The organism is Streptomyces sp. NRRL S-646, from assembly GCF_000720765.1.
Classification (GTDB): Bacteria; Actinomycetota; Actinomycetes; order Streptomycetales; family Streptomycetaceae; genus Streptomyces.
Genome location: NZ_JODC01000018.1, coordinates 113,209 through 136,671 on the forward strand (window position 1 = coordinate 113,209; position 23,463 = coordinate 136,671).

Consider the following 23,463-nt stretch of genomic DNA (forward strand, 5'->3'; position numbering starts at 1 on the left):
TGCCATGTCGGACAGCGGGCTCGAGTGGTCGCGCGGGGACCGTGCGAAGGCCGCGGCCAAGCTGATGGTGGGCTGGGTCGCGCTGCTGTGGCTGCTGGAAGTGGTGGACGTGGTCAGCGGCCATGCCCTGGACGGGCTGGGCATCACGCCGCGCGAGCCCTCCGAGCTGGTGGATGTCGTGCCCGCCGCGTTCATCCACTTCGGCTTCGCCCATGTGGCCGCCAACAGTGTGCCGCTGCTGGTCATGGGCTTCCTCGCAGCGCTGGGCGGGATACGCCGGTTCGCCGCGCTGTGCCTGGTCGTCATCGTGGCCGACGGACTGGGTGTGTGGCTCGTGGCCCCGGCGCACACCAACACGGCGGGGGCCTCCGGGCTGATCTTCGGCCTCTTCGGCTTCCTGCTGGTCAGCGGGTTCGTGGAGCGCCGGCCGCTGGGCGTCGTGGTCGGTCTGCTGATCGGCGCGATATGGGGCGGCTCGATCCTGCTGGGGCTCTCCCCGCTGCAGACGGGCGTCAGCTGGCAGGCGCATCTGATCGGGCTGGTGGCGGGGGTGGCGGCGGCGTTCTGGTTCCGGCGACGGGCTCAGAGCTGAGGGCGGGAACCGGGATCGACAGGTAGACGGTCGGTGGTGAGCTTCAGCTTGCCGAGCGGGGAATCGACCGTCAGCGGCGGGCCGTAGGGGACGGTGCCGCGGCCGCGGTAGCTGTCAGAGCCGGGGTTCCACATCGTCACGCAGTGGCCCGCGAGCGGATCGAGGACGACGTAGTTGGCGATGCCTCGGGAGGCGTACCAGCGGGGCTTGACCTCGTAGTCGCGGCGGACGCTGCCGCGGGAGACGACCTCTACGACGAGTTCGATGAGATCGGGGAGGTAGGCGCTCTCGTTCCTCTCGGCCTCGGGCGCAGGGATGACGGCGAGGTCGGGGCAGAACTCGTTGTCGTCGTCGAAGGGGACGCCGACACCGCTGATGAGAGCCCACGCCTGACCGATCTGCCCTTCGAGGCATTTCCACACCTCGTGGATCGTTCTGCCGTGGTGCGGTGTGACCGGGCTCGCCACCACGCTGCCCTCGACGATCTCCACCCGGAAACCGGGCAGTGCCTCCTCAGCGCGGGCCAGCCCGGTGTGCAAGCGGTCCATGGGCCGCACCGTAATCAGACGGTCAGCCCTCGAACCAGAAGATCCAGCAGCGCACACACGAACAGGGCAATCCCGATGAACCCGTTGACGCTGAAGAACGCCCTGTTCAGGCGGGACAGGTCGTGCGGGCGGACGATCGAGTGCTCGTACACGAACGCGCCCGCGACGATCATCAGGCCGACCCAGAAGAAGCCGCCCACGTCGGTGACGACGGCGTACCAGACGAGCAGGGACATGGTCAGCGCATGGCAGACCCGCGCACCCCAGATGGCGGCCGGGATACCGAAGCGGGCCGGGACCGACATGACGCCGATCTCGCGGTCGGTCTCGACGTCCTGGCAGGCGTAGATCAGATCGAAGCCGCCGATCCAGATGCCGACGGCCAGACCCAGGATCGTGGCGTCCCAGGACCACTCCCCGCTGATCGCCAGCCAGCCGCCGACCGGGCCCATCGCCTGGGCGAGGCCGAGGATGGCCTGGGGGAAGTTCGTGAAGCGTTTCCCGTACGGGTAGACCACCATCGGGATCACCGCGATGGGGGCGAGGGCGAAGCAGAGCGGGTTGAGCAGGGCCGCCGATCCGAGGAAGACGACGACCGCGATCAGCGCGCCGGTCCAGGCGTGTTTCACCGACATCGCGCCGGTGACCAGCTCCCGGTGTGACGTGCGTGGGTTCCTGGCGTCGATCTCGCGGTCGATGATCCGGTTCACCGCCATCGCGAAGGTGCGCAGGCCCACCATGCAGATGGTGACCAGGAGCAGCCGCCCCCAGTGGATGTTCCGGTCCCACTGGAACATCGCGGTGAGCGCGGCGATGTAGGCGAAGGGCAGGGCGAAGACCGAGTGCTCGATCATCACCAGGCGGAGGAACGCCTTGGTGCGTCCTGGCTGCGGGATCGCGGCGGAGGCGCTGCTCACAGGCCGTACTCCTTCCAGCGGCGGTCGACCTTCGCCGCCGTCTCCGGGTCGGACAGGACCATGTCGGGCCAGCCGCCGTCGCGCGTGTAGCCCTCCTCGGGCCACTTCTTGGTCGCGTCGATGCCTGCCTTGCCGCCCCAGAACTGCTGGTAGGAGGCGTGGTCGAGGTGGTCGACGGGGCCTTCGACGATGCTGAGGTCGCGGGCGTAGTCCGTGTTGCCGAGCGCGCGCCACGCGACCTCGTGGAGGTCGTGGACGTCGCAGTCGGAGTCCACGACCACGATCAGCTTCGTCAGGGACATCATGTGTGCCCCCCAGATCGCGTGCATCACCTTCTGCGCGTGCTTGGGGTACTTCTTGTCGATCGAGACGATCGCACAGTTGTGGAAGCCGCCCGCCTCGGGCAGGTGGTAGTCCACGATGTCCGGCACGATGATCTTCAGGAGGGGCAGGAAGAAGCGCTCCGTCGCACGACCCAGCGGTCCGTCCTCCGTCGGAGGCCGGCCTACGACGATCGACTGAAGCAGCGGCCGCTTCCGCATCGTCACGCAGTCGATCTTCAACGCGGGGAAGGGCTCCTGCGGGGTGTAGAACCCGGTGTGGTCGCCGAAGGGCCCCTCGGGGAGCATCTCGCCGGGCTCCAGCCAGCCCTCGATGACGACCTCCGCCTGCGCCGGCACCTGCAGCGGCACGGTCTTGCAGTCGACCATCTCGATCCGCTTGCCGGCGATGAACCCGGCGAAGAGGTACTCGTCGATGTCGCCGGGGAGCGGCGCGGTGGAGGCGTAGGTGACCGCGGGCGGGCACCCGAAGGCGATCGCGACCGGCAGCCGCTCGCCCCGCCTCGCCGCGACCTGGTAGTGGTTCCGGCTGTCCTTGTGGATCTGCCAGTGCATGCCGATGGTGCGCCTGTCGTGGCGCTGCAGCCGGTACAGGCCCAGGTTCCGGATGCCGCTCTCCGGGTCCTTGGTGTGGGTGAGCCCCAGGTTGAAGAAGGACCCGCCGTCCTGCGGCCAGGTGAACAGGGCGGGCAGCTGGTCCAGGTCCACGTCGTCGCCGGTGAGAACGACCTCCTGCACGGGGGCTTCCTTCACCTTCTTCGGCGGTACGTGCGTCATCGCGCCGAGCTTCCCGAAGGCCTCGCGGACACCGACGAAGCCGTGCGGCAGTTCGGGACGGAGCAGGCCGCCGATCTTCTCGCTGATCTCGCCGTACGACTTCAGGCCGAGGGCCTTCAGCAGCCGCCGGTCGGTGCCGAAGACGTTCATCGCGAGGGGCATGGCGGAGCCCTTCACGTTCTCGAAGAGCAGCGCAGGCCCGCCTGCCTTCTGCACGCGGTCGACGATCTCCCCGACCTCCAGATACGGGTCCACCTCGGCCTTGATGCGCTTGAGGTCACCCTCGCGTTCCAGTGCCCTGAGCAGGGAGCGAAGATCGTCGTAAGCCATGCGTCCCAGTATCGCCGAGCCCCTCGAACCCCCGACGCCCGCCCCGCCCGCTCGCACTCAGCTCCGAGCCCGCCCCAGGTCGGCTTCGTGCTGCCGCAGTGCCACCGTGGTCGCACCTGTCGCGTACAGCACGCCACCCGCGGTGGCGAGGGGCGTGGCCAGGAGCAGGGCGGCGAGCGGCTGGGGCCAGTCGCGTTCGGTGGCGCAGCGCCTGGTCATCCAGACGCCGTCGGTGTCGGCCTCGCGTTCCGCGACCACGGGCGCGTCGCACTCCACCCCGTTCCCCGTCTTGTACGGCGTGAACAGCTGCCAGGCGGCGTACAGCCACAGCACGGTGGCGATGCCGAGCAGGGCGACGCCCCAGGAGCGACGGTTCCCGGCGCCGCTGATGAATCGGTCCTCGACGGCTGCCGGATGCATGGCCTCTCCCCCGGTTCGGCGCATTGTCGGGCGCCATTTTTCCCACCCGCTACCCTGACCCCGTCACCGGGGCCGCCGACGCCCCGTCACCGTCTCGTGGGGGATCGCACCACCATGCTCAGGTATCTGCCGTTCCTGCTGGTGCTGGCGCTGTGGATCTACGCCTTCATCGACTGTCTGAACACTCCCGAGGAGCAGGTGCGCGGGCTGCCCAAGGTGGTCTGGGTCATCATCATCCTGCTGTTCGGGGAGGTGCTGGTCGGACCGATCGCCTGGCTGGTCGCGGGCAAGTACCGCGGGCCCGTCCCGGCCGGCGGCTCCACGCCCTCCGAGTGGCACCGCAACCACCGCGCCGAGTTCGTCGCACCCGACGACAATCCCGAGTTCCTGAAGTCCCTCAAAGAAGAGAACAAGAAGGACGAGGCGCTCCTGAAGGACTGGGAGGCCGATCTGCGGCGCCGCGAGGAGGAGCTGCGGCGGCGGGAGCGCGGCGAGGACCCCAAGGCGGACTGATGGAGCTGCGGCTGCTCGTCACCTTCGAGAAGGTCGCGACCGTGCTGAGCTTCACGCAGGCCGCGGCCGAGCTGAAGTACGCGCAGTCGAGCGTGACCAGCCAGGTACGGGCCCTGGAGTCCTCCCTGGGCGCGGAGCTGTTCGACCGGCTCGGCAGCAGGATCCGGCTCACGGAGGCGGGTGAGCGGCTGCTCCCCTACGCCCGGCAGATCATCGAGCTCGCCGAGGAGGCGCGGGCCGCGGTCGCCGGTACCGAGGAGCCCGCCGGTTCGCTGGTGGTCGGGACGATGGAGTCGCTGACCTCATATCGGCTGCCGCCGCTGCTGGAGTTCTTCCACCACCGCTACCCCAGGGTGCGGCTCTCCCTGCGCACCACCATCGGCGACGAGACCCGGCAGGCGCTGCGGCAGGGCACGTACGATCTCGGCTTCCTGATGGAGGAGACGACCGAGCACCCCGGGCTGGAGAGCGTGGTGCTGTGCGAGGAGCCACTCGCTCTGGTCGCCGCGCCCCGGCACGCCCTCGCGGGGCGGGAGTTCGGCACCACCGATCTCGTACGGCAGCCCCTCCTCGCCACCGAGCCGGGCTGCGCCTACCGGGACTTGTTCGAGCGGGAGCTCAAGTCGTCCGGTGAGCCGGTCGACTTCATGGAGTTCGGGACGATCGAGGCCACCAAACGCGCGGCGGCGGCCGGCCTCGGGGTCTCGTTGCTGCCCGAGGTGACGGTCGCCGCCGAACTCGCTCAGGGGGCTCTGGTACGGCTGCCGTGGCAGCCGCCGTTCACGCTTCGGACGCAACTGGCGTGGCGGGCCGGGAAGCGGCTTCCGGCGCATGTACGGCTGTTTCTCGAGCAGGCGCGGAAGCTCGTGTCCGAAGAGGCCGGGCAAGTGTGACCTTCAGGCTGGCCAGCACGATCAGCGGGACGCCCAGCGCCTGGACGAGGCCGATGTGGTGGCCGTACACCGCCCAGTCCATGACCATCGCGACCGCGGGGTAGACGAAGGCGAGGACGGCGATCTTCGAGGTCGGCAGCTTGGCGTAGGCGGCGTACATGAGGACGTACATCACGCCGGTGTGGATGAACCCGAGGCCGACCAGCCAGCCCCAGTCCCAGCCTGTGCCGGCCATCGCGCCGAAGTCTGCGAAGGGGAGCAGCAGCGGAATGCCGACGAGGACCTGGACCAGGGCGATGAGGTGCGGGCGGACGCCGGTGATGCGCTTGGTGACCAGGGTGGACAGGCCGTACAGGAGCGCGGCGAGGAGGGCCTGGCCGACGCCCGTCAGATAGGTGCCGCCGCTGGTGAAGTCGGACGGTGTCACGCCCGAGACCAGGATCAGGCCCGCGAAGGCCAGCGCGATCCAGCCGACCTTGGCGGCGGTGAGGCGCTCGCGGAAGAGGAGAGCGCCGAGCAGGACCACGTAGAACGGCTGTGTGTGGTAGACGACCGTGGCGACCGAGATCGACGTGTTCTCGTACGACTCGAAGAGGAACACCCAGTTGAAGACGATGAACACGCCGCCCAGGACGGCGAGTCCGAAGGTGCGCGGGGTGAAGCCGTGGTCGCGGAGCCAGCCGCGGGACAGGACGTAGGAGCCCAGGGCCAGGGCGCCGAAGACGACCCGGAAGAAGACGACATTGAAGGGCGAGGCGCCCGACTCGACGACGAAGACGCCGAGGGTGCCGGACAGCACCATCGCGGTCATCAGCTGGGCGACGCCCCTGCTCTCTGCGGACTTGCTCTGCGTGGTCATGTCCTGGACGCTACGAGCGGGCCGGGGTGCCGGTCCACGCGCCAGTGGGGCGTCCTGCCGATGCCCCCATCGGCCCCGGCGATGACCCCAGGTGCCTACAGGTTGTACGCCGACGAGGCTCCCGATGCGGACAATGCGCCCCTGTGCCCGGACCGGCCGGAACCGGACACTTACCTCGCATGACGACTGCTCCCGCCGACTCCTCAGGCACCCTCGCCCCCGCCTACGGTGACAAGGTCATCGCCGTCGAGACGGCTGGCTCCGAGCCCATCCCCGACGCCGAACGCCATGGCTCGCCGCTCCAGCTGCTGTGGACCTGGGCGTCCCCGAACATCGAGTTCGCAACCGTCTTCATCGGTGTGATCTCGGTGCTGTTCTTCGGCCTGAGCTTCTGGCAGGCCACCGCCGCCATCGTGCTGGGCACCGCGCTCGGCGCGGTCACGCAGGGCGTGCTGTCCCTGGACGGGCCGCGGTTCGGTGTGCCGCAGATGGTGATCGGCCGCTTCTCCTTCGGCCACCTCGGCAACATCCTGCCGGCCGCGGCCAACGGTCTGGTGGCGGGCGTGGGCTGGTTCGCGGTGAACAGCGTGAGCGCGGCCTTCGCCCTCAACACCCTGACGGGACTGCGCCCGCTGCCGTCCCTCCTGCTGGTGGTCGTGGCCGAGATCCTGATCGGCTTCATCGGCCACAACTTCGTGCACACCTTCGAGAAGTACGCCTTCCCGGCCCTCGCGGTGATCTTCCTGCTGGCGGGCGTGTGGACGTTCAAGGACGCGGATCTCGGCGGGGGCGGCACCGGCGGCGGCATCGGCGGCTTCCTCCTCGCCTTCAGCGCGGCCTGGGGCTACGCGGCCGGCTGGAACCCGTACGCCACGGACTACTCCCGCTATCTGCCGCGCACCGCGAACAGGTTCAGGACGGTCCTCTACCCGGCCGTCGGCCTGTTCGTGTCGGTCGCCGTCGTGGCGGTCATCGGCGCGGCCTCGGCGACCATCGTGGCTCCCAAGGACGCCACCCCGACGGCGGCCTTCACGGGTCATCTCCCGGGCTGGCTGGGCGACCTGGTACTCCTCGCCATCATCCTCGGCGGCATCTCCGCGAACGCCCTCAACATCTACTCGGGCGCGATCTCCATCGCCTCCTTCGGGCTGAAGCTCCCCACCTGGCTGAGCCGCAGCGTGCTGGTCGTGGTGTCGGGTGTCGCCGGTACGGCGGCCGCGTGGGCGTCGCTGTCGGACGCGGGGTCGGCGTACGAGGCGTTCCTGCTGGTCATCGCGTACTGGGTGGCGCCATGGCTGGGGGTCGTCCTGGTGGAGCGGTGGCTGCAGTCCCGCACGGCCACGGACGAGGAGCTGACGGCCCGTCTGACCGACCGTTCCTTCACCAACTGGCCTGGACTGGCAGCCCTGTTGATCGGCGTCGCGGTGTCGGTTCCGCTCTTCTCCAACCAGGAGGACTTCGTCGGCTACGTCCCGAAGCACTGGCCGTCCTTCGGCGACATCACGCCGGTGGTGGGGTTCGTGGTGAGCGCGGGGCTGTACGCGGTGCTGCGCCGCGCGAAGGCTCAGTCCGCGTCCAGTGGTTCCGCCTGATCCGCGTACTCGACCCTGATGTACCTGCTGTTGTGTTCGCCGTAGGCCTTCTTGAGGATCGGTTCCGCCGTGTCGGGGTCGTCGACCCCGATGATGACGAAGCCCCGTTCGTCGGCGGCGACTTCGCGCATCTCGAAGGTGCCGTCCCAGCGGCGCATGTCGTCGCCGATCCGGTCGGAGAGGGCCGAGAGGGTCTTTCCGCTGACGTCGGTGTCGTGCAGCCGCACGGTCACGCCCCGGGCGGCCGCCCCGCAGACCTCGTCGTCGAAGGCGGCGGAGGGCATGCGCCAGACGTCGGCCGACTGGTGGTCCTCGTCGACGGAGAGGCCCGTGTAGACGTCGGAGTACTTCTTCTCGGCCAGGTCGTCGACGTGTATGACCACGCGCGTCAGCGGGGTGTCGTCGTTGCGACCGGGGAGGCTGTCCACCGGGCGGGTGCCGACGCAAGTCCGGTCCGTGGCCACCGACTTGATCCGAACGGGCTCCGACCTGAGGCCTCCGTCGCTGTGTCCGGTCCCCATGGCCTGGGCGTACAGGCCCGCGGCCACCACCAGCGCGGCGGTCGCTCCGGCCGATGCGATCCAGGTGCGGTTGCTGCCCATGTCCCCCTCCGTCCCCGTGCGTTGGCGTCAGCACTGTGACGCCGGAGGGGCCGGAGGGGTTCAGTCCGTGGGTTCGTCCCGCAGGACGAGGTCCAGCAGACCCGGGAAGCGGGCCTCGAACTCCGCCCGCCGCAGGCGGTTGACCCGCCGGGCCCCCTCGTCGCGCTGCTCGACCAGGCCCGCGCCCCGCAGCACCACGAAGTGATGGCTGAGCGCCGCCTTGCCGACGGGCACGTCGAAGCTTCCGCAGCTGCGCGACCACTCCTGCGAGCCCGCCAGCTCCCTGACGAGGCTGATGCGTACGGGATCGGCGAGCGCGGCGAGGGCGGTCTGGACGGAGACGTCGTCGGGGTGGGTGTGCTCGGGGGCGGCCCGATGACTGGTGCGCTGCGCCACGCGGGGCTCCTTCACGCCTTGCCGAGGTTCCGTCTTGCCAAGTGTTCGATGAAAATCATACACTCGCGGCTGTTCGCTTTTCATTGAACAGTTGCTTTTCATCGAACAGTCGCGGGTCGAGCAGTCATGGAGGGTGCGGCATGCGTGCGGTGGAGTTCCAGGAGTACGGCGGACCCGAGGTCCTGAAGGTCGTGGAGGCGGAGGTCCCCGAGCCCGGCCCGGGCCAGGTGAGCGTCGACGTGGCGTACACCGGGGTGAACTTCGCCGATCTCAAGGCCCGCGGCGAGGGCTACCGGGTGCCGCAGCTGCCCTTCGTGCCCGGGCTCGAGGGGTCCGGGCGTGTCCGCGCGCTCGGCGAGGGCGTCACGGGCCTGTCCGTCGGCCAGGAGGTGACGGCGCTGACGGAGGGCGGCGCCTACGCGGATGTGGCGCTGGCGAACGCCTCGACCGTCTTCCCGGTCCCGGCCGGCGTCGACCTGCGTACGGCGGCGACCCTGCCGACGGTGCTGCCGACGGCTTACGCCCTGGTGCACGCGGTGGGCCGACTGCAGCCGGGCGAGACGGTGCTCGTGCAGGGCGCGGCGGGCGGCGTCGGCACGGTGGTGGGGCAGCTGGCCAAGGCGGCGGGCGCCGGTGCGGTCTACGGCGTGGTGTCGGGCGCGGCCAAGGCGGCGTACGCGCGCGAGTACGGCTACGACGAGGTGTTCGTCGGCGAGTTCACGGAGGCGGTACGGGAGGCGACCGGCGGCCGGGGCGTCGACCTCGCGCTCGATCCGGTCGGCGGCGAGACGTTCCGGGGCAGCCTGGCCTCACTCGCGGTCTTCGGGCGCCTGGTCTCCTTCGGCAACGCGAGCTCGGCGCCGGCGTGGAACGTGGGACAGCCGGAGCTCTACCCCTCCGGGGTGTCGGTCGGCGGCTTCTCGATCCTTACGCTGGCGAAGACGGCCCCCGGTGAACTGCGCTCCCTCGCCGAGCGGGCCTTCGCGAAGGCGGTGGACGGCACGGTGTCTTTGCCGGTCACCGCCGAGTTCGGACTGGAGGAGGCGGCGGAGGCGCACCGGCTGATGGGGACGCGGACCAGCACGGGCAAGCTGCTGCTGCGGGTGGGCGGCTGACCCCCGTCAGCCGACCCCCATCAGATCTTCGTCCAGCGCTGGGCCTGGTTCCCGGACGTGCAGGTGTCGGTGACCGGCCAGCCGGCGGAGTTCTCGAGGCACTGGCTGTTGGACATGTTCTGCAGGGTGCCGGACCCACTTACACGTCTGCCGGGGCCGGTCCTCCGGGATCGCCTCCAGCCACGCCAGGGGCATGATCGTCCGGCCGGGTCCCGGTGGGCGACCTCGCCGACCACATCGACCTCGCGGTGACGGTGTGGCAGCGCGTGGACTGGACAATGCCCCGCGAATTTTGACACGGTGAGGCGCACCGATCCGCATTCGAACACGCGATCGATGACACACCGGACATCCGGGAGGCCGTCAGCCATGTCACTTGCCTTCTACGCCACGCACAGCACGTTCTCGGACCCCGGCGAACTCGCCGACCAGTACGTCGACTTACCCCGCGACCCCATCCAACTCGCACGCATTTCCCGCGACTTGCTCATCCACCGCGTGGAGGGCGACCTCTTCCACCACACCCACCCGGCCGACCGCCTGCACAACGACGCCGAGACCCGCTACATCGACGACATCCTGCGCATCCTCATGGCACGGAACGACGCCCCCCTGCACGTACGGCGCGAGGTCGAGGACCGTTTCGTCGGAACCTGCCGGGACTTCTCGCTGCTGCTCTGCTCCTTCCTGCGACAGGCGGGTATCCCGGCCCGCATCCGCTCCGGCTTCGCCGACTACTTCGGCTCCGACGGCTTCCACTGCGACCACGTGGTCACCGAGTACTGGGACGAGGAGCGCGGCTGGCTGTTCGCGGACGCCCAGCTCGCCGACCCCGCCATCACCGCCAACTGGAACGCGGACTTCGCCCCGATGGACGTCCCGCGCGACCGCTTCCTCGTCGCGGGCAAGGCGTGGCAGGCGATCCGCGAGGGTGCCGCGGACCCGAAGACCTTCGGGCTGCATCCGCCGGGGGAAGGCCCGTTCTGGGGCGAGCGGTTCGTGGCCGGCAACATCCGGCTCGACCTCGCAGCCCTGAACAAGGTGGAGACGCTGCTGTGGGACGAGTGGGGAATGGACGAAGGGAAGCCGGGCACGCCACTGTCGGCAGCAGCCCGTGAGCTCTACGACCGCGCTGCCCTGGTCGCGGGCGACGACGTCCCCTTCGACGCGGCCCGCAAGCTGTTCACCGAGGACGACACCCTGCGCACCCCGAAGACGGTGCTGTGCTCGGCGCCGTACAAGGGGCCGAGTCACGTCACCCTCCGCTGAACTCAGGCAACGGTTCGCAGGCCGCGTGCCGGGGCCGCCCCCGTCCCCCGGACCACCCGATGCGCACACGCCGCCGCCAGCAACTCCCCCAGCAGATCCGGGTCGTCGATCTCCAGGCCGAGAAGGGACTCGATCCGTTCCAGGCGCTGGTAGAGCGACTGGCGGCCGATGTGCAGCAAGGCCGCCGTGCGCGTCGGCGAACACCCGTGCCGCAGGTGCACCTCCAGGGTGCGGACGAGATCGCTGGGGTGGGCCGCCTCCCAGGCCAGCAGCGGGCCCAGGGTGTGCTGGACCAGCCGGTCGAGGCGGTCGCGGTTGGTGTCGATACCGCCGCGGGTCAGCTCCCGTTCCAGGGCCAGTGCGCGGGCGGAGGTCACCAACGGGCCGTCGGGAACGGCGGGTTCGGCAGCCGGCACGGTGAGCGCCAGCTCCAGCGTCGTACGGGCCGCCCGCAGCGTGTCGCTCCAGCGCAGCCAGCCGCTCCCGGCGTCGACGGCGTGCCCGACGGCGACGGTGAGCCCGGCGTCGGCTGCCGTACGAAATGCCTCCTGGACGGCGCGGATCGGGTCACCGGTTCTGGTTGCGGGCAGCGTGAGCAGTGCCAGCACATCCCCCGGAAACGCGGCCCGTAGCACCCCCGCCCCGCCCAGCAGCCGTACCGCCCGGTCCACGGCGCCGGTCTCCCGCGTCCCGTGCACCGACACCCCGATCAGCCGTGCCCCCGGCCCCGGGTGGAACCCGGCGAGCGCCGACCGTGCCTCGACCTCCGGCTGATTCAGGGCCGCGCGGTCGGCCAGGTCGGCGAGCAGGGCCGCCGTGTGGTCGTCACCCCAGGGACGTACCACCGACCGTCCGGACAGCCCCCGGGCCACGATCGCCCGGTTCGCCGCCTCCGTGATGCGTACGAAGGGCACGACCCGGTGCAGGGCGAGCAGGGGCAGGCCGAGGCGGCGGGCCTCGTCGACGACCTCGGCGGGCATGTGCGGCAGGGAGCGGCCGACCTCCACCGCCAGCCCGGCGGCACCCCGCGCGGCCAGCTCACGCACGTACCGGCGACGGACCTCCTCGTCCGCGTCGGTAAGCCCGAAGCCGTTGGTGAGCAGCAGCTCCCCGCCGTCGAGGAAGTTGGCGCCCTCGTAGACCTCGCTGGAGTGGACCCAGCGGACCGGGCAGTCCAGGGCGCCGTGACCGGCGAGGAGCTCGGGTTCGGAGGCGCGTACCGGATCGAGATCCAGGACTTCGCGGAGGGTGAGTGCGGCCACGGGCACCTCCAGGGCAGGGGCTCACGCGTGGACAGTTCGTCCGGCGGCGGGTTGCCCGGAGAGTACTTTCCGCACGTTGCCCTCGTGTTTCGACCACAGGAGAGTGGGACGTATGGATCAGGCACAGGCACGCACCTGGCTCGCCACCGCCGTCGCGGAGGCCCGCGCCGGGCTCGCGGAGGGCGGCATCCCGATCGGCGCCGCGCTCTACGGCGCCGACGGCACCCTGCTCGGCCGCGGCCACAACCGGCGCGTCCAGGACGACGACCCCTCGATGCACGCGGAGACGGCAGCGTTCCGCAATGCGGGACGGCAGCGCTCGTATCGCGGTACGACGATGGTCACGACCCTCTCGCCGTGCTGGTACTGCTCCGGCCTGGTCCGTCAGTTCGGCATCTCGCAGGTGGTGGTCGGCGAGGCGGCCACCTTCCACGGCGGGCACGACTGGCTGGCGGAGCACGGCGTGCGGATCGTGCTGCTCGACGACGCCGAGTGCATCGGGATGATGCGCGACTTCATCAAGAACCATCCGGCACTGTGGAATGAGGACATTGGTGAGTGACACCCCTGCCCCGCGTATTCCGACCATCGATCTGCGGCCCTGGCTCGACGGCGACGAGGACGCCCGTGCCGCCATCGCCCGCACCGTCGACAAGGCCCTGCAGACCGCCGGTTTCCTGCTGGTCACCGGGCACGGTGTGGATCCTGCGCTGCGGTCCGCGATCCGGGAGGCGGCCCGTGCGTTCTTCCGGCTTCCCGCCGGGACCAAGCAGCCGTACGCGGCGAAGGTCGGAGGCCGCGGCTGGCTCGGCCCCGGCGCCGAGGCCAACGGCTACTCGGAGGGTACCGAGACCCCGCCGGACCTGAAGGAGTCGCTGACGTTCGCGACGCACGAGCCCTTCGAGGACCCCGTCGTCAACGCGGAGTGGTACGCGCCCAATGTCTGGCCCGCGGAGGTGCCCGAGCTGCAGACACTGTGCGAGGAGTACCTGGCCCGTATGGCCGATCTGGAGAAGCAGCTCCTGTCCCTGCTCGGCGAGGCGCTGGGCCTCGAACCGGACTTCTTCTCCCGGCACATGGACCACCCGACGTACGGCTTCAACATCAACTGGTACCCGGGTGTCGAGGTGGTCGGGGAGCCGCAGCCGGGCCAGTTCCGCATCGGGCCGCACACCGACTTCGGGACGGTCACGATCCTCGACCGGCAGGCGGGGAAGGGCGGGCTGCAGGTGTACACGGACGAGGGCGGCTGGGAGGACGCGCCGTTCCACCCGGAGGCCTTCACGATCAACATCGGGGATCTGATGGCCCGTTGGACCGGTGACAGGTGGCGGTCGGGGCGGCACCGGGTGCTGCCGCCGCCCGCGGACGCGCCCGCCGAGGAGCTGATGTCGCTCGTGTACTTCGGCGAGTGCACACCGGGGACGATCGTGGAGTCGGTGCCGGCGCCGGTGGGGCGGGTGGCGTACGAGCCGGTCGACTCGCACCTCTATCTGCGGGAGAAGCTGGACTCGATCACGGTCGGCTGACCAGCTTCTCGAAGCGGGCCCGCCAGGCGGGCTCCGCCGCCTCGGCTCCCCGGTACTCGTGGGTGAAGCGGAGGGCCGTGCCTTCTTCGCCGTCCCGCTCCAGGTGGAAACGGATCCGGTCGCCGTCGTCCAGCGTGTACTCGGCGACCCGGTCCACGTCCCATGCGGTGACCCGACCGCTGCCCAGGTCACGCAGGGTGACCGCGCCGCCGAGCCTGGGTTCGAGGACGTCGGCGGTGGTGAACCACTGGGCGAGCCCCTGGGGGGTGGCCACCGCCGGCCAGACGTCCTCCATGCGCCGGGGAACCCGCACCAGGAAGTGGAGCATGTGCGTGTTCCCGTGGCTCTGACTGGTGCCCTGTGCGATGGAACCGCTCATGACACCAGTGTCGGACACCGGTGGCTCAGACGCCCGCGTACGAGTGCTTGCCGGAGACGAAGATGTTGACGCCGTAGTAGTTGAACAGCCAGCAGCCGAAGGCGATCAGCGCCAGGTAGGCGGCCTTGCGGCCCTTCCACCCGGCGGTGGCGCGGGCGTGCAGGTAGCAGGCGTAGGCGACCCAGGTGATGAACGCCCAGGTCTCCTTGGGGTCCCAGCCCCAGTAGCGGCCCCAGGCCGACTCCGCCCAGATGGCGCCCGCGATGATCGTGAACGTCCACAGCGGGAAGACGGCCGCGTTGATGCGGTAGGAGAACTTGTCCAGGGACGAGGAGGCGGGCAGGCGCTCCAGGAAGGACGTCGCGAAGCGGCCCGGGGTGCCGCCGTTCTCCAGCTTGGTCTCGTACGAGTCCTTGAACAGGTAGAGGAGCGTGCCGACGGCGCCCACGTAGAAGACCGCGCCGCACAGGATGGCGGTGGAGACGTGGATGTAGAGCCAGTACGAGTGGAGGGCGGGAACCAACTGGTCACTGGCGGTGTACAAGACAGTGACGGCGATGCCGAGGTCGAGGAGGACCGTGGTGATCAGGAACAGCCCGAGCCAGCGGATGTTCTTCTTCAGCGCGAGCAGCGTGAGGTACACGCCGACGGCGACGGTGGAGAAGGTGATGTTGAACTCGTACATGTTGCCCCACGGCGCCCGCTCCACCGAGGCCGCGCGGGCGACCACACCACCGAGGTGGATGAGAAAGGCGAGCACGGTGAGCGAGATGGCGATACGCCCGTAGAGGTCGCCCTGCTCGTCCCCGCCGTGCGCCCCGGGCCCGTCGGGCACGTCCCGCGCACCGGCCGAAGCCCGTACGACGACCTTGGGCCGCTCCAGTACGGCGGTGCCGCCGGCCTTGTTCACGGTGACGGCGGGGGCCTTCGCCGCCTTGGCCCCGGGCGTGAGCGCGGCGGCGGTCCGGCCGATCTTGCTGCGGCTGCCGAAGATCCACTCGGCGATGTACGTGAAGAAGGCCAGGGTGTACACGGCCATCGCGGAGTAGATCAGCGTGTTGCTGATGTTCGCGAGGTGTTCGTTGGTCGCGGTGGCCAACTCGGTTGGGGCGGCGAAAGGCACCTCAGCACTCCTTCGGGTGAATATCCCGGCGACTTGCGGTCGGGCGGTGAGGTCTGCAGGAAGCTTGCAGTCGTGTTACCGGGCTGGTTTCAACCCGGCTGGTGTTGATCGTGGAAGACCTGGCGGGCGGCTGGTCCGTCGGGCGGCGAGAGCCAGGAATCTCCCCTGTTCCGCGTGGGAGAGGATTCAATTCTCAGCCCCTTCGGCAGATGCGGCGTCGGAGTCGGACACACCGTCCGGCTCCGCCCCCGTGTCGTCGGGCGCACCCGGCGCCCGGTCCCAGAGGATCCCGGCGAGGTCGCCGAGTTCCTCCGGCACCTTGGCGGACTCGCTGCGGCCGAGGCCGGCCATCTCCACGACCGTCACACCGTCGGCGCCCTTGACCGCCCGCACCCACACCCGGCGGCGCTGGATGAACAGGGAGCCGGCGAGGCCGAAGATGGCGACGAGCGCGCCGCCGAGTGCCCAGGCGGTGCCGGGCTGCTGGACGACCTGGAAGTTGGCCCACTCCTTGGTGGTCTCGTAGGTGATGGAGCCGGCGCCGTTCGGGAGCTTCATGGTCTGGCCCGGCCTCAGGTTGTCCCTGAGCTGGGCGCCCTTGGAGTCCTTGAACTCCTTCACATGGGTCTTGTCGAGCTGGTACACGCTCTGCGGGATACCGGAGTCGACGCCGAGGTCGCCGTGGTACGGGGTCAGGTTCAGCACCGGGTTGCGCAGCGCCGGAAAGGTGGAGGCCGTCTCGCTGCCGGGGGTGTAGGTCGGCAGGAGGAAGGCCGAGATGCCCAGCTGTTCGCTGACGCCCTTGGCGTTCTTGTAGCCGTCGAGGACCTTGACCACACCGGTGGAGGTGACGTTGGAGTCGAGTGGGAGGAGCGGTACGGCGTCGCGGTAGACGATGTTGCCCTTGCCGTCGCGGACGGTGATGAGGGGGGCGTAGCCGTGGGCGGTGAGGTAGATCTTGGCGTCGCCGATCTCCAGCGGCTCGTTGACCTTGACGAGGTCCTTCTTGTCCTTGCCGTAGGCGCCCTGGCTGTAGGTGAGGGCGGCCTGGTAGGTACGCGGGGTGCCCTTGTTGGGGCCGCTGGCCTCGTAGGTGCCGGTGAACTTGTCCAGGGTGAAGCTGAACGGCACCAGGTCGTCGGTGGTGAAGAGGTTGCCGGACTTGAAGTCGTCGTAGGAGATGAGGGTGTTGGAGAAGCCGTCGCCCTCGACGACGAGCTTGTTGCCCTCGGACTTGAAGAGCTGGCCCCAGGCGAAGGCGATCAGCATCACGATCAGCGCGATGTGGAAGGCGAGGTTGCCGACCTCGCGCAGATAGCCCTTCTCGGCGGCGACGGCGTCACCGGCGAGGTGGGCGCGGAAGCGGCGCTTGGTGAGGAGGGCGAGGGCGGCCTCGCGGACCTGCTCGGGTTCGGTCTCGGTGCGCCAGGTGGTGTAGGCGGGCAGCCGGGTCAGGCGCTTGGGGGCGCCCGGCGGGCGGCCGCGCAGCTGGCCGATGAACTGCCAGGTGCGCGGGATGATGCAGCCGATGAGGGAGACGAACAGCAGGATGTAGATCGCGGAGAACCACACCGAGCTGTAGACGTGGAAGAGGCCGAGCCTGTCGTAGATGGGCGCGAGGAAGGTGTGGGCCTTGCGGAAGTCGGCGACCTTCGTCTCGTCGATGCCGGACTGCGGGATCAGCGAGCCGGGGATCGCGCCGAGCGAGAGGAGCAGGAGCAGCAGCAGCGCGACCCGCATGGAGGTCAGCTGCCGCCAGAACCAGCGGGCCCAGCCGATGACACCCAGGCCGGGCAGGTTCGCCAGTTCCTCCCGGGGGGCGGTGGAGAGCTGGGAGCCGGCGGCGCCGAGGTCCGGGTCGTCGGCCCGCTCGGGGGTCGTACCGGTGGCGGTGGTCTTGCTCATCGATCAGATCCCCACAGTGAAGCCGGCGGACCAGGACTGCATGTCCTGCACGAGGCGGTCCCAGGCGCCGGTCAGCAGGAGCAGACCGGTCACGATCATCATCGTGCCGCCGATCCGCATCACCCAGACATAGTGGCGCTTGACCCAGCCGAAGACGCCGAGCGCCTTGCGGAAGGCGACTGCGGCGAGCACGAACGGTACGCCGAGACCGAGGCAGTAGGCGACGGTCAGCAGGGCCCCGCGGCCCGCGCTGCCCTGCTCCGCGGAGAGGGCGATCACGGAGGCGAGGGTCGGGCCGATGCACGGGGTCCAACCGATACCGAACAGTGCGCCCAGGAGCGGCGCACCGGCGAGGCCTGCCACGGGCCGCTTGTGGAAGCGGAACTCACGCTGGGTCATCCAGGGCATCAGGCCCATGAAGAAGACACCCATGAGGATCATGAGCACGCCCAGCACCTTCGTGAGGACGCTCTTGTTCTCCTGGAGGGTGTACCCGAAGGAACCGAACAGGGCCCCGCCGGAGACGAACACGGCGGTGAAGCCGAGCACGAAGAGGGAGGCTCCGGCGACCATCCGCCCGCGCCGGGCCTCTGCCAGGTCGGTGCCGGCGACTCCGGTGACGTACGACAGATAGCCGGGTACGAGCGGCAGGACGCACGGGGAGAAGAAGGAGACGAGTCCGCCGAGCAGCGCGATGGGCAGGGCGATCAGCAGGGCGCCGTGGAGCACCGTGTCGTTGTAGCCCGTCGCTGCGGCGAGCGTGGTGACTGAGGTCACGTCACTTCTCCGCGAGGACGGGGGCGATCATCTTGCGCAGCTTGTCCTCGCTGAGCGCGGCCAGCGAGCGGGCGGCGATCCTGCCCTCCCGGTCGAGGACGAGCGTGGAGGGGACCGCCTGCGGGTTGAGCGTGCCCCTCTTGAAGCGGAGCATCAGCTTGCCCGTGGGGTCGTAGAGGCTCTGGTAGGTGATGCCCTGCTGCTTCTCGAAGGCGACCGCGTTCTGGGTACTGGTGTCGCGGGTGTTGATGCCGACGAACTGGACGCCCTTGGTCTTGAGGTCCTGGTAGACCTTCTCGAAGTTGGGCGCCTCGGCGCGGCAGGGGGCACACCAGGAGCCCCACACGTTCAGGACGACGACCTTGCCCTTGTAGGAGGCGACGTCGAGCTGTCCCCCGTTGACGGTCTTGCCGGACAGGTCGGGCGCTGCGGCCCGTTCCCCCTTCTCCGCGGTGGAGATGCCGTCCTTGCCCATGACGAAGTTGGTGTCACCGCCGCCGCCGGAGGTCCCTCCCGACGAGCAGGCGGACATCAGCAGCGTGGCGACCGCGGCACCGGCGGTGGTCAGGACGGTTCGGCGACGTGCGCGGTTCGAGCGCACGGGGGCGCGGCTGGCGGCACTCATGTGAAAAGTTTCGCATGCCCGTTCCGGGGATCATGCGCACCCCCCTTGCGGGGGGATAACCGCATTTCAGGCAGCCTGCCCGGTGGGTGAGGCAGAGGAGGTCGGAGTCTCCTTGAGGAACGTCTTCCAGCCGCCCGCCGGCTGCTGACCGACGTCGAGGGTGCGCAGCTTGGCGAGCACCTCGGGCTTCTGTACGTCCATCCAGTCGACGAACTGCCGGAAGGAGACGAGGCGTACGTCCGCGCCCTTCTCCTTCTCCTGCGCGATGTGCTTGAACGCCTCCTCGACGGCGTCCATGTAGATGCCGCCGTTCCAGTGCTCGAAGTGGTTGCCTATGAAGAAGGGTGCACGGTTTGTCTCGTATGCCCGCTGAAAGCCTGCTATGTAGGCCTTCGAGGCCTGGGTGCGCCAGCCCGGGTAGTTGTAGGCGGGCGCCTTGGTCGAGTTGACCGACTGGTTGGCGAGCATGTTGTAGTCCATCGACAGGACCTCGAAGCTGCGCCCCGGGAACGGGATCTGCTGCAGCGGCAGGTCCCAGATGCCCAGCTTCTTCTGCGGCCAGACCTGGCGGCCGCCGGGCGAGGAGGCGTCGTAGCGCCAGCCGAGCGACTTGGCGGTGGGCAGCAGGTTGTTCTGGCCGAGCAGACAGGGCGTACGGCCGCCGACGAGCTCCTTCTCGTAGTCGAAGGGCAGGGACGGCATGTCGGACCATCCCGTGTTCGTCCGCCACTCCTTCACGAAGGCCTTGGCCTGCTGGATCTCGCTGCGCCACTGCGCGGCCGTCCAGTTGCCGACGGTGCCGTAGCCGGAGCAGAAGTGGCCGTTGAAGTGGGTGCCTATCTCGTGCCCTTCGAGCCAGGCACGGCGGACGTTGGTGAGCGTGGCCTTGACGTGCTCGTCGGTGAGGTAGCCGATGTCGGAGGCGCCGCGCGGGTTGTTCGGCGGGTTGTAGAGGCGCTTCTTCGACTCGGGGAGCAGGTAGAGCCCGGACAGGAAGAAGGTCATGGACGCGCCGTGCTGCTTCGCCAGGTCGAGGAAGCGCGGGAAGAGCCCGTTGCCGACCTCGCCGGCGCCGTCCCAGGAGAAGATCACGAACTGCGGCGGGGTCTGCCCCGGCTCCAGCGGCTCGGGCTTTGCGGGCTGGTGGGGCTGCTTGCCGGTGAAGGAGGTCGAGCCGTCACCGATGGGGCGGGCGGGGTGCGAGGGCTTGCCGGATCCGCCGCCCTTGGAACCCGAACCATGGGTCGACCCGTCTGACGGCGTGAGGGTGCCGCAGCCGGAGAGTCCGACGGCGGCCGCGGCGCCCGCTCCGAGACCGAGCATTCCCCTGCGAGTGAGAGCGCTGCGAGTGCGCATTCCAACCCCGATTCGTCATGTCCTGTGGTGGTCACCCATTCAGAGGACATGACGAAGGGGGAGGTTCCTCACGATCACGGCGATCTCGCAACAAATGTCACGAGAGCGTCATGGAACCCAAAAGGGGCTCTCTGCGCGCCCTATAGGGGCGCGAGGAACTGCGCGACAAGCCACGACGGAGCCGCAGACGCTCGACGGGCCAACTCGGCACTTCCCAGCGGAGCGCTCAGGCGCCGAAGGCCTTGGCCTTCCCCTTCACCGGCTTGGCGCCCGCGAGGAGATGGGCGGGGACGAGATCGCGGGCCGGTTCGCTGTAACCGACGGACACGAGCCTGTCGCCCTGGTAGGTGAAGGACGTCAGCGAGGCGAGGGTGCACTGCCGCTTGCGCGGGTCGTGCCACAGCCGCCGCTTCTCGACGTACGACCGCACGATCCAGATGGGCAGCTGGTGACTGACGAGGACGGCCTCGTGCCCCCGTGCCTGGTCCTTGGCGGAGTCCAGAGCCTGCATCATCCGTACGACGATGTCGACGTACGGCTCGCCCCAGGAGGGCTTGAAGGGGTTGACGAGGTACTTCCAGTTGCCCGGCTTCTTCAGCGCGCCGTCCCCGACCCCGAAGGTCTTGCCCTGGAAGACGTTGTCGGCCTCGATGAGCCGCTCGTCGGTGGCCAGGTCGAGCCCGTGCGCCTTGGCGATCGGGGTGGCCGTCTCCTGGGCCCGCTCCAGCGGGGAGGCACAGACGTAGGTGATGTCGCGGGGGGCGAGGTGTTCGGCGACCCGGTCGGCCATCTGCCGCCCCAGCTCGGACAGCCGGTAGCCGGGCAGCCGCCCGTACAGGACCCCGTCCGGGTTGGCGACCTCGCCGTGCCGCATGACGTGGACGACGGTGATGTCGCTGCTCGCCGTGCTGTTGCTGTCGCTCATGCTGCCGTGGCCTCCGCCGCCGCTCGGGCCGCCGCCGGAAGGGCGTCGGCGATGCGCTGTACGGCCTGTTCGTCGTGGGCCGTGGACACGAACCAGGACTCGAAGGACGAGGGCGGCAGATAGACGCCCTGCGCCAGCATCGAGTGGAAGAAGGCGGTGAAGCGGAAGGACTCCTGCTTCTTTGCGTCCTCGTAGTCGCGGACCTCCCGGTCCGTGAAGAAGACGGAGAACATGTTGGAGGCGTTCTGCAGCCGGTGCGCGACGCCCTCCTTGCCGAGCGCCTCGGTGACGAGCGCCTGGATGGTCCCCGACACCGCGTCGACCTTGTCGTACGCCGCCTCGTCGAGGAGGCGCAGCTGGGCGAGGCCGGCGGCGGTGGCGACCGGGTTCCCGGAGAGGGTGCCGGCCTGGTAGACGGGCCCGGCGGGCGCGAGATGCGCCATCACGTCGGCCCGGCCGCCGAAGGCGGCGGCAGGGAACCCGCCCCCCATCACCTTCCCGAACGTCATGAGATCGGGCTTGACCCCGTCGATCCCGAACCAGCCCGCCCGGCTGGTCCGGAAACCGGTCATGACCTCGTCGGAGATGAAGAGGGCGCCGTTCTTGGAGCAGGCGTCCTTCAGTCCCTGGTTGAACCCGGGCCGCGGCGGCACGACACCCATGTTCCCGGGCGAGGCCTCGGTGATCACGCATGCGATCTCACCGGGGTGCCGGTGGAAGGCCTCGTGCACGGCCTCGAGGTCGTTGTACGGCAGCACGATGGTGTCGCCCGCCTGGGCGCCGGTGACACCGGGAGTGTCGGGAAGGGCGAACGTGGCGACCCCCGACCCGGCGGCGGCCAGCAGCGAGTCGACGTGACCGTGGTAACACCCGGCGAACTTGATCACCTTGGTGCGCCGGGTGAACCCGCGGGCGAGCCGGATGGCGCTCATGGTGGCCTCGGTCCCGCTGGACACGAGCCGCACCTGGTCCACGGGCTCGACCCGCTCGACGATCTCCTCCGCCAGCGCGACCTCGCCCTCACCGGGCGTACCGAAGGAGGTACCGCGCGAGACGGCGTCCTGAACGGCGGCGATGACCTCCGGGTGGGAGTGCCCGAGGATCATGGGCCCCCAGGAACACACCAGATCGACGTACTCCCTCCCATCCGCATCGGTCAGATACGGACCGGTACCGGACACCATGAACCGGGGCGTGCCGCCCACGGCGCGGAACGCTCGCACCGGGGAGTTCACACCACCGGGCGTGACGGCCGAGGCACGGTCGAACAGAGCCTGCGAGACAGGCGCTTCGTATGAATAAGGCAGTGAATTGGGCAGTTCGCTCATGACCTGCGACTTCTCCGACCTTCTCCGACTTCTCGGGCTCCGGTTGCAAGGGACCTCCTCAGGGTAGGCCAGGGTGCACGGGCGGCAGCGGGCGCTGCTGCTGACCCGAGAGACGGCCGCCGCCCGGCGCGATCTGCGAAACTGGGACCTGATACACACAGCCCATACGGCCCTGGCGTACGTATAGGTGTACGGACGGATGTACGACCGGTGCGCGGCCAGGTGGACGACGAGGTGTACGGAGGCTTGTTCAGAGGCTGCGAAGATCCTGCGGACAGGTGTTTCAACGCACGTTTCGGCGGGCGGCCGTGGGGGAGGTCACTGACACGATGATCGGGTTGCGCGGCGGGGGCCACGCGTCCTAGAAAAGCAGTCGGGTGGAGATATGCATCGCGGTGGCGGACTGGGCGAGGGGACTGATGACCTGGGTCCTCGACGTGCCCATCGAGGAAGGCACCGACGCGAGGCGGAGGAAGCTACCGAGGCACGTCAGGGACAGGGTGCACCGAGTGAGCCCGAGCAGCTCGACCGGCGGATCGACCGCCGGGGCGACGCGCTCAGGGCGGGGAGCAGGAATGGTGGTCGGGTGGGGGTGACGTACAAGTACTTCGGCGCGCCCGACGGCGCGACCGCGGCCCGTGTCCCGATCTCGATGCGCCCCGAGGAACTCGGCGGCGACGAGCTCGGCATGAACGGCATGTTCACCAAGATCAAGCCGGAGACGATGGCGGCGATGGTGCTGACGGGCATCGAAGGCGTCCCCCTCCACAAGGTCCCGCCCCTGGAACTGGTCGTCCTGCACCCCGACTACGCGGTGGTCAAGCTCCCGATGACGGTCGTCGACCCGCTGCGCGGCATAGGCGAGGAGGCGGTGGGCGCGGCAGCGTTCATCTGGTCGACAGTGCCGGACCGCGGGGGCCCGCGGGATGCGTTCAACGTGTACCAACTGCTGCACGAGTGGCAGGACTTCAGTCATCGGCTGCATGAGGCGGGGCATCAGCCTTATTGCCTGGTGTGGCCCTGACCTGGTGTTTCAGAGGTTTCGGGCGGGGTTTCTGACCCCGCCCTCGGCATGTGCGGAGAGAGGCCG

25 protein-coding genes are annotated in these 23,463 nt (G+C 69.5%); 9 read left to right on the forward strand and 16 right to left on the reverse strand.

Annotation, left to right across the window (positions count from 1 at the left end):
• Positions 1–4: 4 nt before the first annotated feature.
• Positions 5–592, forward strand: a complete 588-nt coding sequence (locus IH68_RS0139025) for a rhomboid family intramembrane serine protease (protein ID WP_030945412.1) — start codon at positions 5–7, stop codon at positions 590–592.
• Here IH68_RS0139025 and IH68_RS0139030 read toward each other — a convergent pair.
• From IH68_RS0139030 to IH68_RS0139045, 4 genes are read right to left on the reverse strand one after another with little or no spacing between them, the layout of a single operon-like run.
• Complete coding sequence (locus IH68_RS0139030) at positions 583–1,140, reverse strand: Uma2 family endonuclease (protein ID WP_234341746.1); 558 nt, start codon at positions 1,138–1,140, stop codon at positions 583–585. The two genes, IH68_RS0139025 and IH68_RS0139030, sit on opposite strands and share 10 nt — an antisense overlap.
• Before the next feature lie 14 nt (positions 1,141–1,154).
• The gene (mqnP, locus tag IH68_RS0139035) at positions 1,155–2,057 is read right to left on the reverse strand and encodes a menaquinone biosynthesis prenyltransferase MqnP (RefSeq protein WP_030945416.1); all 903 of its coding nucleotides are present in this window, start codon (positions 2,055–2,057) and stop codon (positions 1,155–1,157) included.
• On the reverse strand, positions 2,054–3,505 hold the full coding sequence (locus tag IH68_RS0139040) for a menaquinone biosynthesis decarboxylase (RefSeq protein ID WP_030945420.1): 1,452 nt from the start codon (positions 3,503–3,505) through the stop codon (positions 2,054–2,056). The genes mqnP and IH68_RS0139040 overlap by 4 nt, the downstream gene beginning before the upstream one ends.
• Positions 3,506–3,562: 57 nt before the next feature.
• Positions 3,563–3,925 (reverse strand): hypothetical protein, encoded by a 363-nt coding sequence (locus IH68_RS0139045; protein WP_037885994.1) that lies wholly within the window; start codon positions 3,923–3,925, stop codon positions 3,563–3,565.
• Positions 3,926–4,039: 114 nt separating this feature from the next.
• Between IH68_RS0139045 and IH68_RS0139050 the strand changes: the two genes are divergently transcribed.
• Together IH68_RS0139050 and IH68_RS0139055 are read left to right on the forward strand one after the other, a co-directional pair.
• Complete coding sequence (locus IH68_RS0139050; protein ID WP_030945426.1) at positions 4,040–4,438, forward strand: PLD nuclease N-terminal domain-containing protein; 399 nt, start codon at positions 4,040–4,042, stop codon at positions 4,436–4,438.
• Positions 4,438–5,331 carry a LysR family transcriptional regulator gene (locus IH68_RS0139055; RefSeq protein ID WP_030945430.1) on the forward strand — a complete coding sequence of 298 codons (894 nt, stop codon included), beginning with the start codon at positions 4,438–4,440 and terminating at the stop codon, positions 5,329–5,331. Before IH68_RS0139050 ends, IH68_RS0139055 begins: the two co-directional genes overlap by 1 nt.
• Here IH68_RS0139055 and IH68_RS0139060 read toward each other — a convergent pair.
• Complete coding sequence (locus tag IH68_RS0139060) at positions 5,219–6,190, reverse strand: DMT family transporter (RefSeq protein WP_030945434.1); 972 nt, start codon at positions 6,188–6,190, stop codon at positions 5,219–5,221. The two genes, IH68_RS0139055 and IH68_RS0139060, sit on opposite strands and share 113 nt — an antisense overlap.
• 179 nt (positions 6,191–6,369) lie before the next feature.
• Between IH68_RS0139060 and IH68_RS0139065 the strand changes: the two genes are divergently transcribed.
• The gene (locus tag IH68_RS0139065) at positions 6,370–7,782 is read left to right on the forward strand and encodes a purine-cytosine permease family protein (protein ID WP_030945437.1); all 1,413 of its coding nucleotides are present in this window, start codon (positions 6,370–6,372) and stop codon (positions 7,780–7,782) included.
• Here IH68_RS0139065 and IH68_RS0139070 read toward each other — a convergent pair.
• On the reverse strand, positions 7,755–8,384 hold the full coding sequence (locus tag IH68_RS0139070; RefSeq protein WP_030945440.1) for a hypothetical protein: 630 nt from the start codon (positions 8,382–8,384) through the stop codon (positions 7,755–7,757). The genes IH68_RS0139065 and IH68_RS0139070 overlap by 28 nt on opposite strands.
• Before the next feature lie 60 nt (positions 8,385–8,444).
• Positions 8,445–8,780, reverse strand: coding sequence for an ArsR/SmtB family transcription factor (locus IH68_RS0139075; protein WP_030945443.1), 336 nt, complete (start codon positions 8,778–8,780; stop codon positions 8,445–8,447).
• A gap of 140 nt (positions 8,781–8,920) precedes the next feature.
• Between IH68_RS0139075 and IH68_RS0139080 the strand changes: the two genes are divergently transcribed.
• Positions 8,921–9,895: a quinone oxidoreductase family protein gene (locus IH68_RS0139080; protein WP_030945446.1), complete on the forward strand. Its 975-nt coding sequence runs from the start codon at positions 8,921–8,923 to the stop codon at positions 9,893–9,895.
• A gap of 369 nt (positions 9,896–10,264) precedes the next feature.
• Positions 10,265–11,164: a transglutaminase-like domain-containing protein gene (locus IH68_RS0139095; RefSeq protein WP_030945448.1), complete on the forward strand. Its 900-nt coding sequence runs from the start codon at positions 10,265–10,267 to the stop codon at positions 11,162–11,164.
• 2 nt (positions 11,165–11,166) lie between these two features.
• On the opposite strand, the gene IH68_RS0139100 is transcribed toward IH68_RS0139095, so the two are convergent.
• Positions 11,167–12,426 carry a PucR family transcriptional regulator gene (locus IH68_RS0139100; RefSeq protein WP_030945449.1) on the reverse strand — a complete coding sequence of 420 codons (1,260 nt, stop codon included), beginning with the start codon at positions 12,424–12,426 and terminating at the stop codon, positions 11,167–11,169.
• 112 nt (positions 12,427–12,538) lie between these two features.
• Between IH68_RS0139100 and IH68_RS0139105 the strand changes: the two genes are divergently transcribed.
• Positions 12,539–12,988, forward strand: a complete 450-nt coding sequence (locus IH68_RS0139105) for a nucleoside deaminase (RefSeq protein WP_030945450.1) — start codon at positions 12,539–12,541, stop codon at positions 12,986–12,988.
• On the forward strand, positions 12,981–13,955 hold the full coding sequence (locus IH68_RS0139110; RefSeq protein ID WP_030945452.1) for an isopenicillin N synthase family dioxygenase: 975 nt from the start codon (positions 12,981–12,983) through the stop codon (positions 13,953–13,955). The genes IH68_RS0139105 and IH68_RS0139110 overlap by 8 nt, the downstream gene beginning before the upstream one ends.
• Here IH68_RS0139110 and IH68_RS0139115 read toward each other — a convergent pair.
• The 8 genes from IH68_RS0139115 to hemL all read right to left on the reverse strand — a co-directional run bounded on the left by IH68_RS0139115 (position 13,942) and on the right by hemL (position 22,373).
• Positions 13,942–14,334, reverse strand: a complete 393-nt coding sequence (locus IH68_RS0139115) for an SRPBCC domain-containing protein (RefSeq protein WP_030945454.1) — start codon at positions 14,332–14,334, stop codon at positions 13,942–13,944. The two genes, IH68_RS0139110 and IH68_RS0139115, sit on opposite strands and share 14 nt — an antisense overlap.
• Positions 14,335–14,359: 25 nt before the next feature.
• Positions 14,360–15,457, reverse strand: coding sequence for a c-type cytochrome biogenesis protein CcsB (ccsB, locus tag IH68_RS0139120; RefSeq protein ID WP_030945456.1), 1,098 nt, complete (start codon positions 15,455–15,457; stop codon positions 14,360–14,362).
• Positions 15,458–15,643: 186 nt separating this feature from the next.
• A complete protein-coding gene (resB, locus tag IH68_RS0139125; protein ID WP_030945458.1) occupies positions 15,644–17,362 on the reverse strand; it encodes a cytochrome c biogenesis protein ResB in 1,719 nt (572 codons plus the stop codon).
• Positions 17,363–17,365: 3 nt separating this feature from the next.
• Positions 17,366–18,139, reverse strand: a complete 774-nt coding sequence (locus IH68_RS0139130; RefSeq protein WP_030945461.1) for a cytochrome c biogenesis CcdA family protein — start codon at positions 18,137–18,139, stop codon at positions 17,366–17,368.
• Between the two features lies 1 nt (position 18,140).
• The gene (locus IH68_RS0139135; RefSeq protein ID WP_030945463.1) at positions 18,141–18,764 is read right to left on the reverse strand and encodes a TlpA family protein disulfide reductase; all 624 of its coding nucleotides are present in this window, start codon (positions 18,762–18,764) and stop codon (positions 18,141–18,143) included.
• Between the two features lie 66 nt (positions 18,765–18,830).
• A complete protein-coding gene (locus tag IH68_RS0139140) occupies positions 18,831–20,087 on the reverse strand; it encodes a hypothetical protein (protein ID WP_234341747.1) in 1,257 nt (418 codons plus the stop codon).
• A 259-nt stretch (positions 20,088–20,346) separates the two neighbouring features.
• Complete coding sequence (locus IH68_RS0139145) at positions 20,347–21,045, reverse strand: histidine phosphatase family protein (protein WP_030945471.1); 699 nt, start codon at positions 21,043–21,045, stop codon at positions 20,347–20,349.
• Entirely contained in the window at positions 21,042–22,373 is a 1,332-nt protein-coding gene (gene hemL, locus IH68_RS0139150; RefSeq protein WP_030945474.1) for a glutamate-1-semialdehyde 2,1-aminomutase, read from the reverse strand. Before hemL ends, IH68_RS0139145 begins: the two co-directional genes overlap by 4 nt.
• A gap of 385 nt (positions 22,374–22,758) precedes the next feature.
• Between hemL and IH68_RS0139155 the strand changes: the two genes are divergently transcribed.
• The gene (locus IH68_RS0139155; RefSeq protein ID WP_199931971.1) at positions 22,759–23,397 is read left to right on the forward strand and encodes a hypothetical protein; all 639 of its coding nucleotides are present in this window, start codon (positions 22,759–22,761) and stop codon (positions 23,395–23,397) included.
• Positions 23,398–23,463 lie beyond the last annotated feature (66 nt).

Coding starts and splice junctions, on each gene's coding strand:
- IH68_RS0139050 (WP_030945426.1), top strand. CDS start 4,040: ATGCTCAGGTATCTGCCGTTCCTGCTGGTGCTGGCGCTGTGGATCTAC.
- IH68_RS0139045 (WP_037885994.1), bottom strand. CDS start 3,925: ATGCATCCGGCAGCCGTCGAGGACCGATTCATCAGCGGCGCCGGGAAC.
- IH68_RS0139095 (WP_030945448.1), top strand. CDS start 10,265: ATGTCACTTGCCTTCTACGCCACGCACAGCACGTTCTCGGACCCCGGC.
- IH68_RS0139155 (WP_199931971.1), top strand. CDS start 22,759: ATGCATCGCGGTGGCGGACTGGGCGAGGGGACTGATGACCTGGGTCCT.
- IH68_RS0139060 (WP_030945434.1), bottom strand. CDS start 6,190: ATGACCACGCAGAGCAAGTCCGCAGAGAGCAGGGGCGTCGCCCAGCTG.
- IH68_RS0139105 (WP_030945450.1), top strand. CDS start 12,539: ATGGATCAGGCACAGGCACGCACCTGGCTCGCCACCGCCGTCGCGGAG.
- IH68_RS0139080 (WP_030945446.1), top strand. CDS start 8,921: ATGCGTGCGGTGGAGTTCCAGGAGTACGGCGGACCCGAGGTCCTGAAG.
- IH68_RS0139140 (WP_234341747.1), bottom strand. CDS start 20,087: ATGCTCGGTCTCGGAGCGGGCGCCGCGGCCGCCGTCGGACTCTCCGGC.
- IH68_RS0139145 (WP_030945471.1), bottom strand. CDS start 21,045: ATGAGCGACAGCAACAGCACGGCGAGCAGCGACATCACCGTCGTCCAC.
- resB (WP_030945458.1), bottom strand. CDS start 17,362: ATGAGCAAGACCACCGCCACCGGTACGACCCCCGAGCGGGCCGACGAC.
- IH68_RS0139040 (WP_030945420.1), bottom strand. CDS start 3,505: ATGGCTTACGACGATCTTCGCTCCCTGCTCAGGGCACTGGAACGCGAG.
- IH68_RS0139135 (WP_030945463.1), bottom strand. CDS start 18,764: ATGAGTGCCGCCAGCCGCGCCCCCGTGCGCTCGAACCGCGCACGTCGC.
- IH68_RS0139025 (WP_030945412.1), top strand. CDS start 5: ATGTCGGACAGCGGGCTCGAGTGGTCGCGCGGGGACCGTGCGAAGGCC.
- IH68_RS0139070 (WP_030945440.1), bottom strand. CDS start 8,384: ATGGGCAGCAACCGCACCTGGATCGCATCGGCCGGAGCGACCGCCGCG.
- IH68_RS0139055 (WP_030945430.1), top strand. CDS start 4,438: ATGGAGCTGCGGCTGCTCGTCACCTTCGAGAAGGTCGCGACCGTGCTG.
- IH68_RS0139115 (WP_030945454.1), bottom strand. CDS start 14,334: ATGAGCGGTTCCATCGCACAGGGCACCAGTCAGAGCCACGGGAACACG.
- hemL (WP_030945474.1), bottom strand. CDS start 22,373: ATGAGCGAACTGCCCAATTCACTGCCTTATTCATACGAAGCGCCTGTC.
- IH68_RS0139030 (WP_234341746.1), bottom strand. CDS start 1,140: ATGGACCGCTTGCACACCGGGCTGGCCCGCGCTGAGGAGGCACTGCCC.
- IH68_RS0139065 (WP_030945437.1), top strand. CDS start 6,370: ATGACGACTGCTCCCGCCGACTCCTCAGGCACCCTCGCCCCCGCCTAC.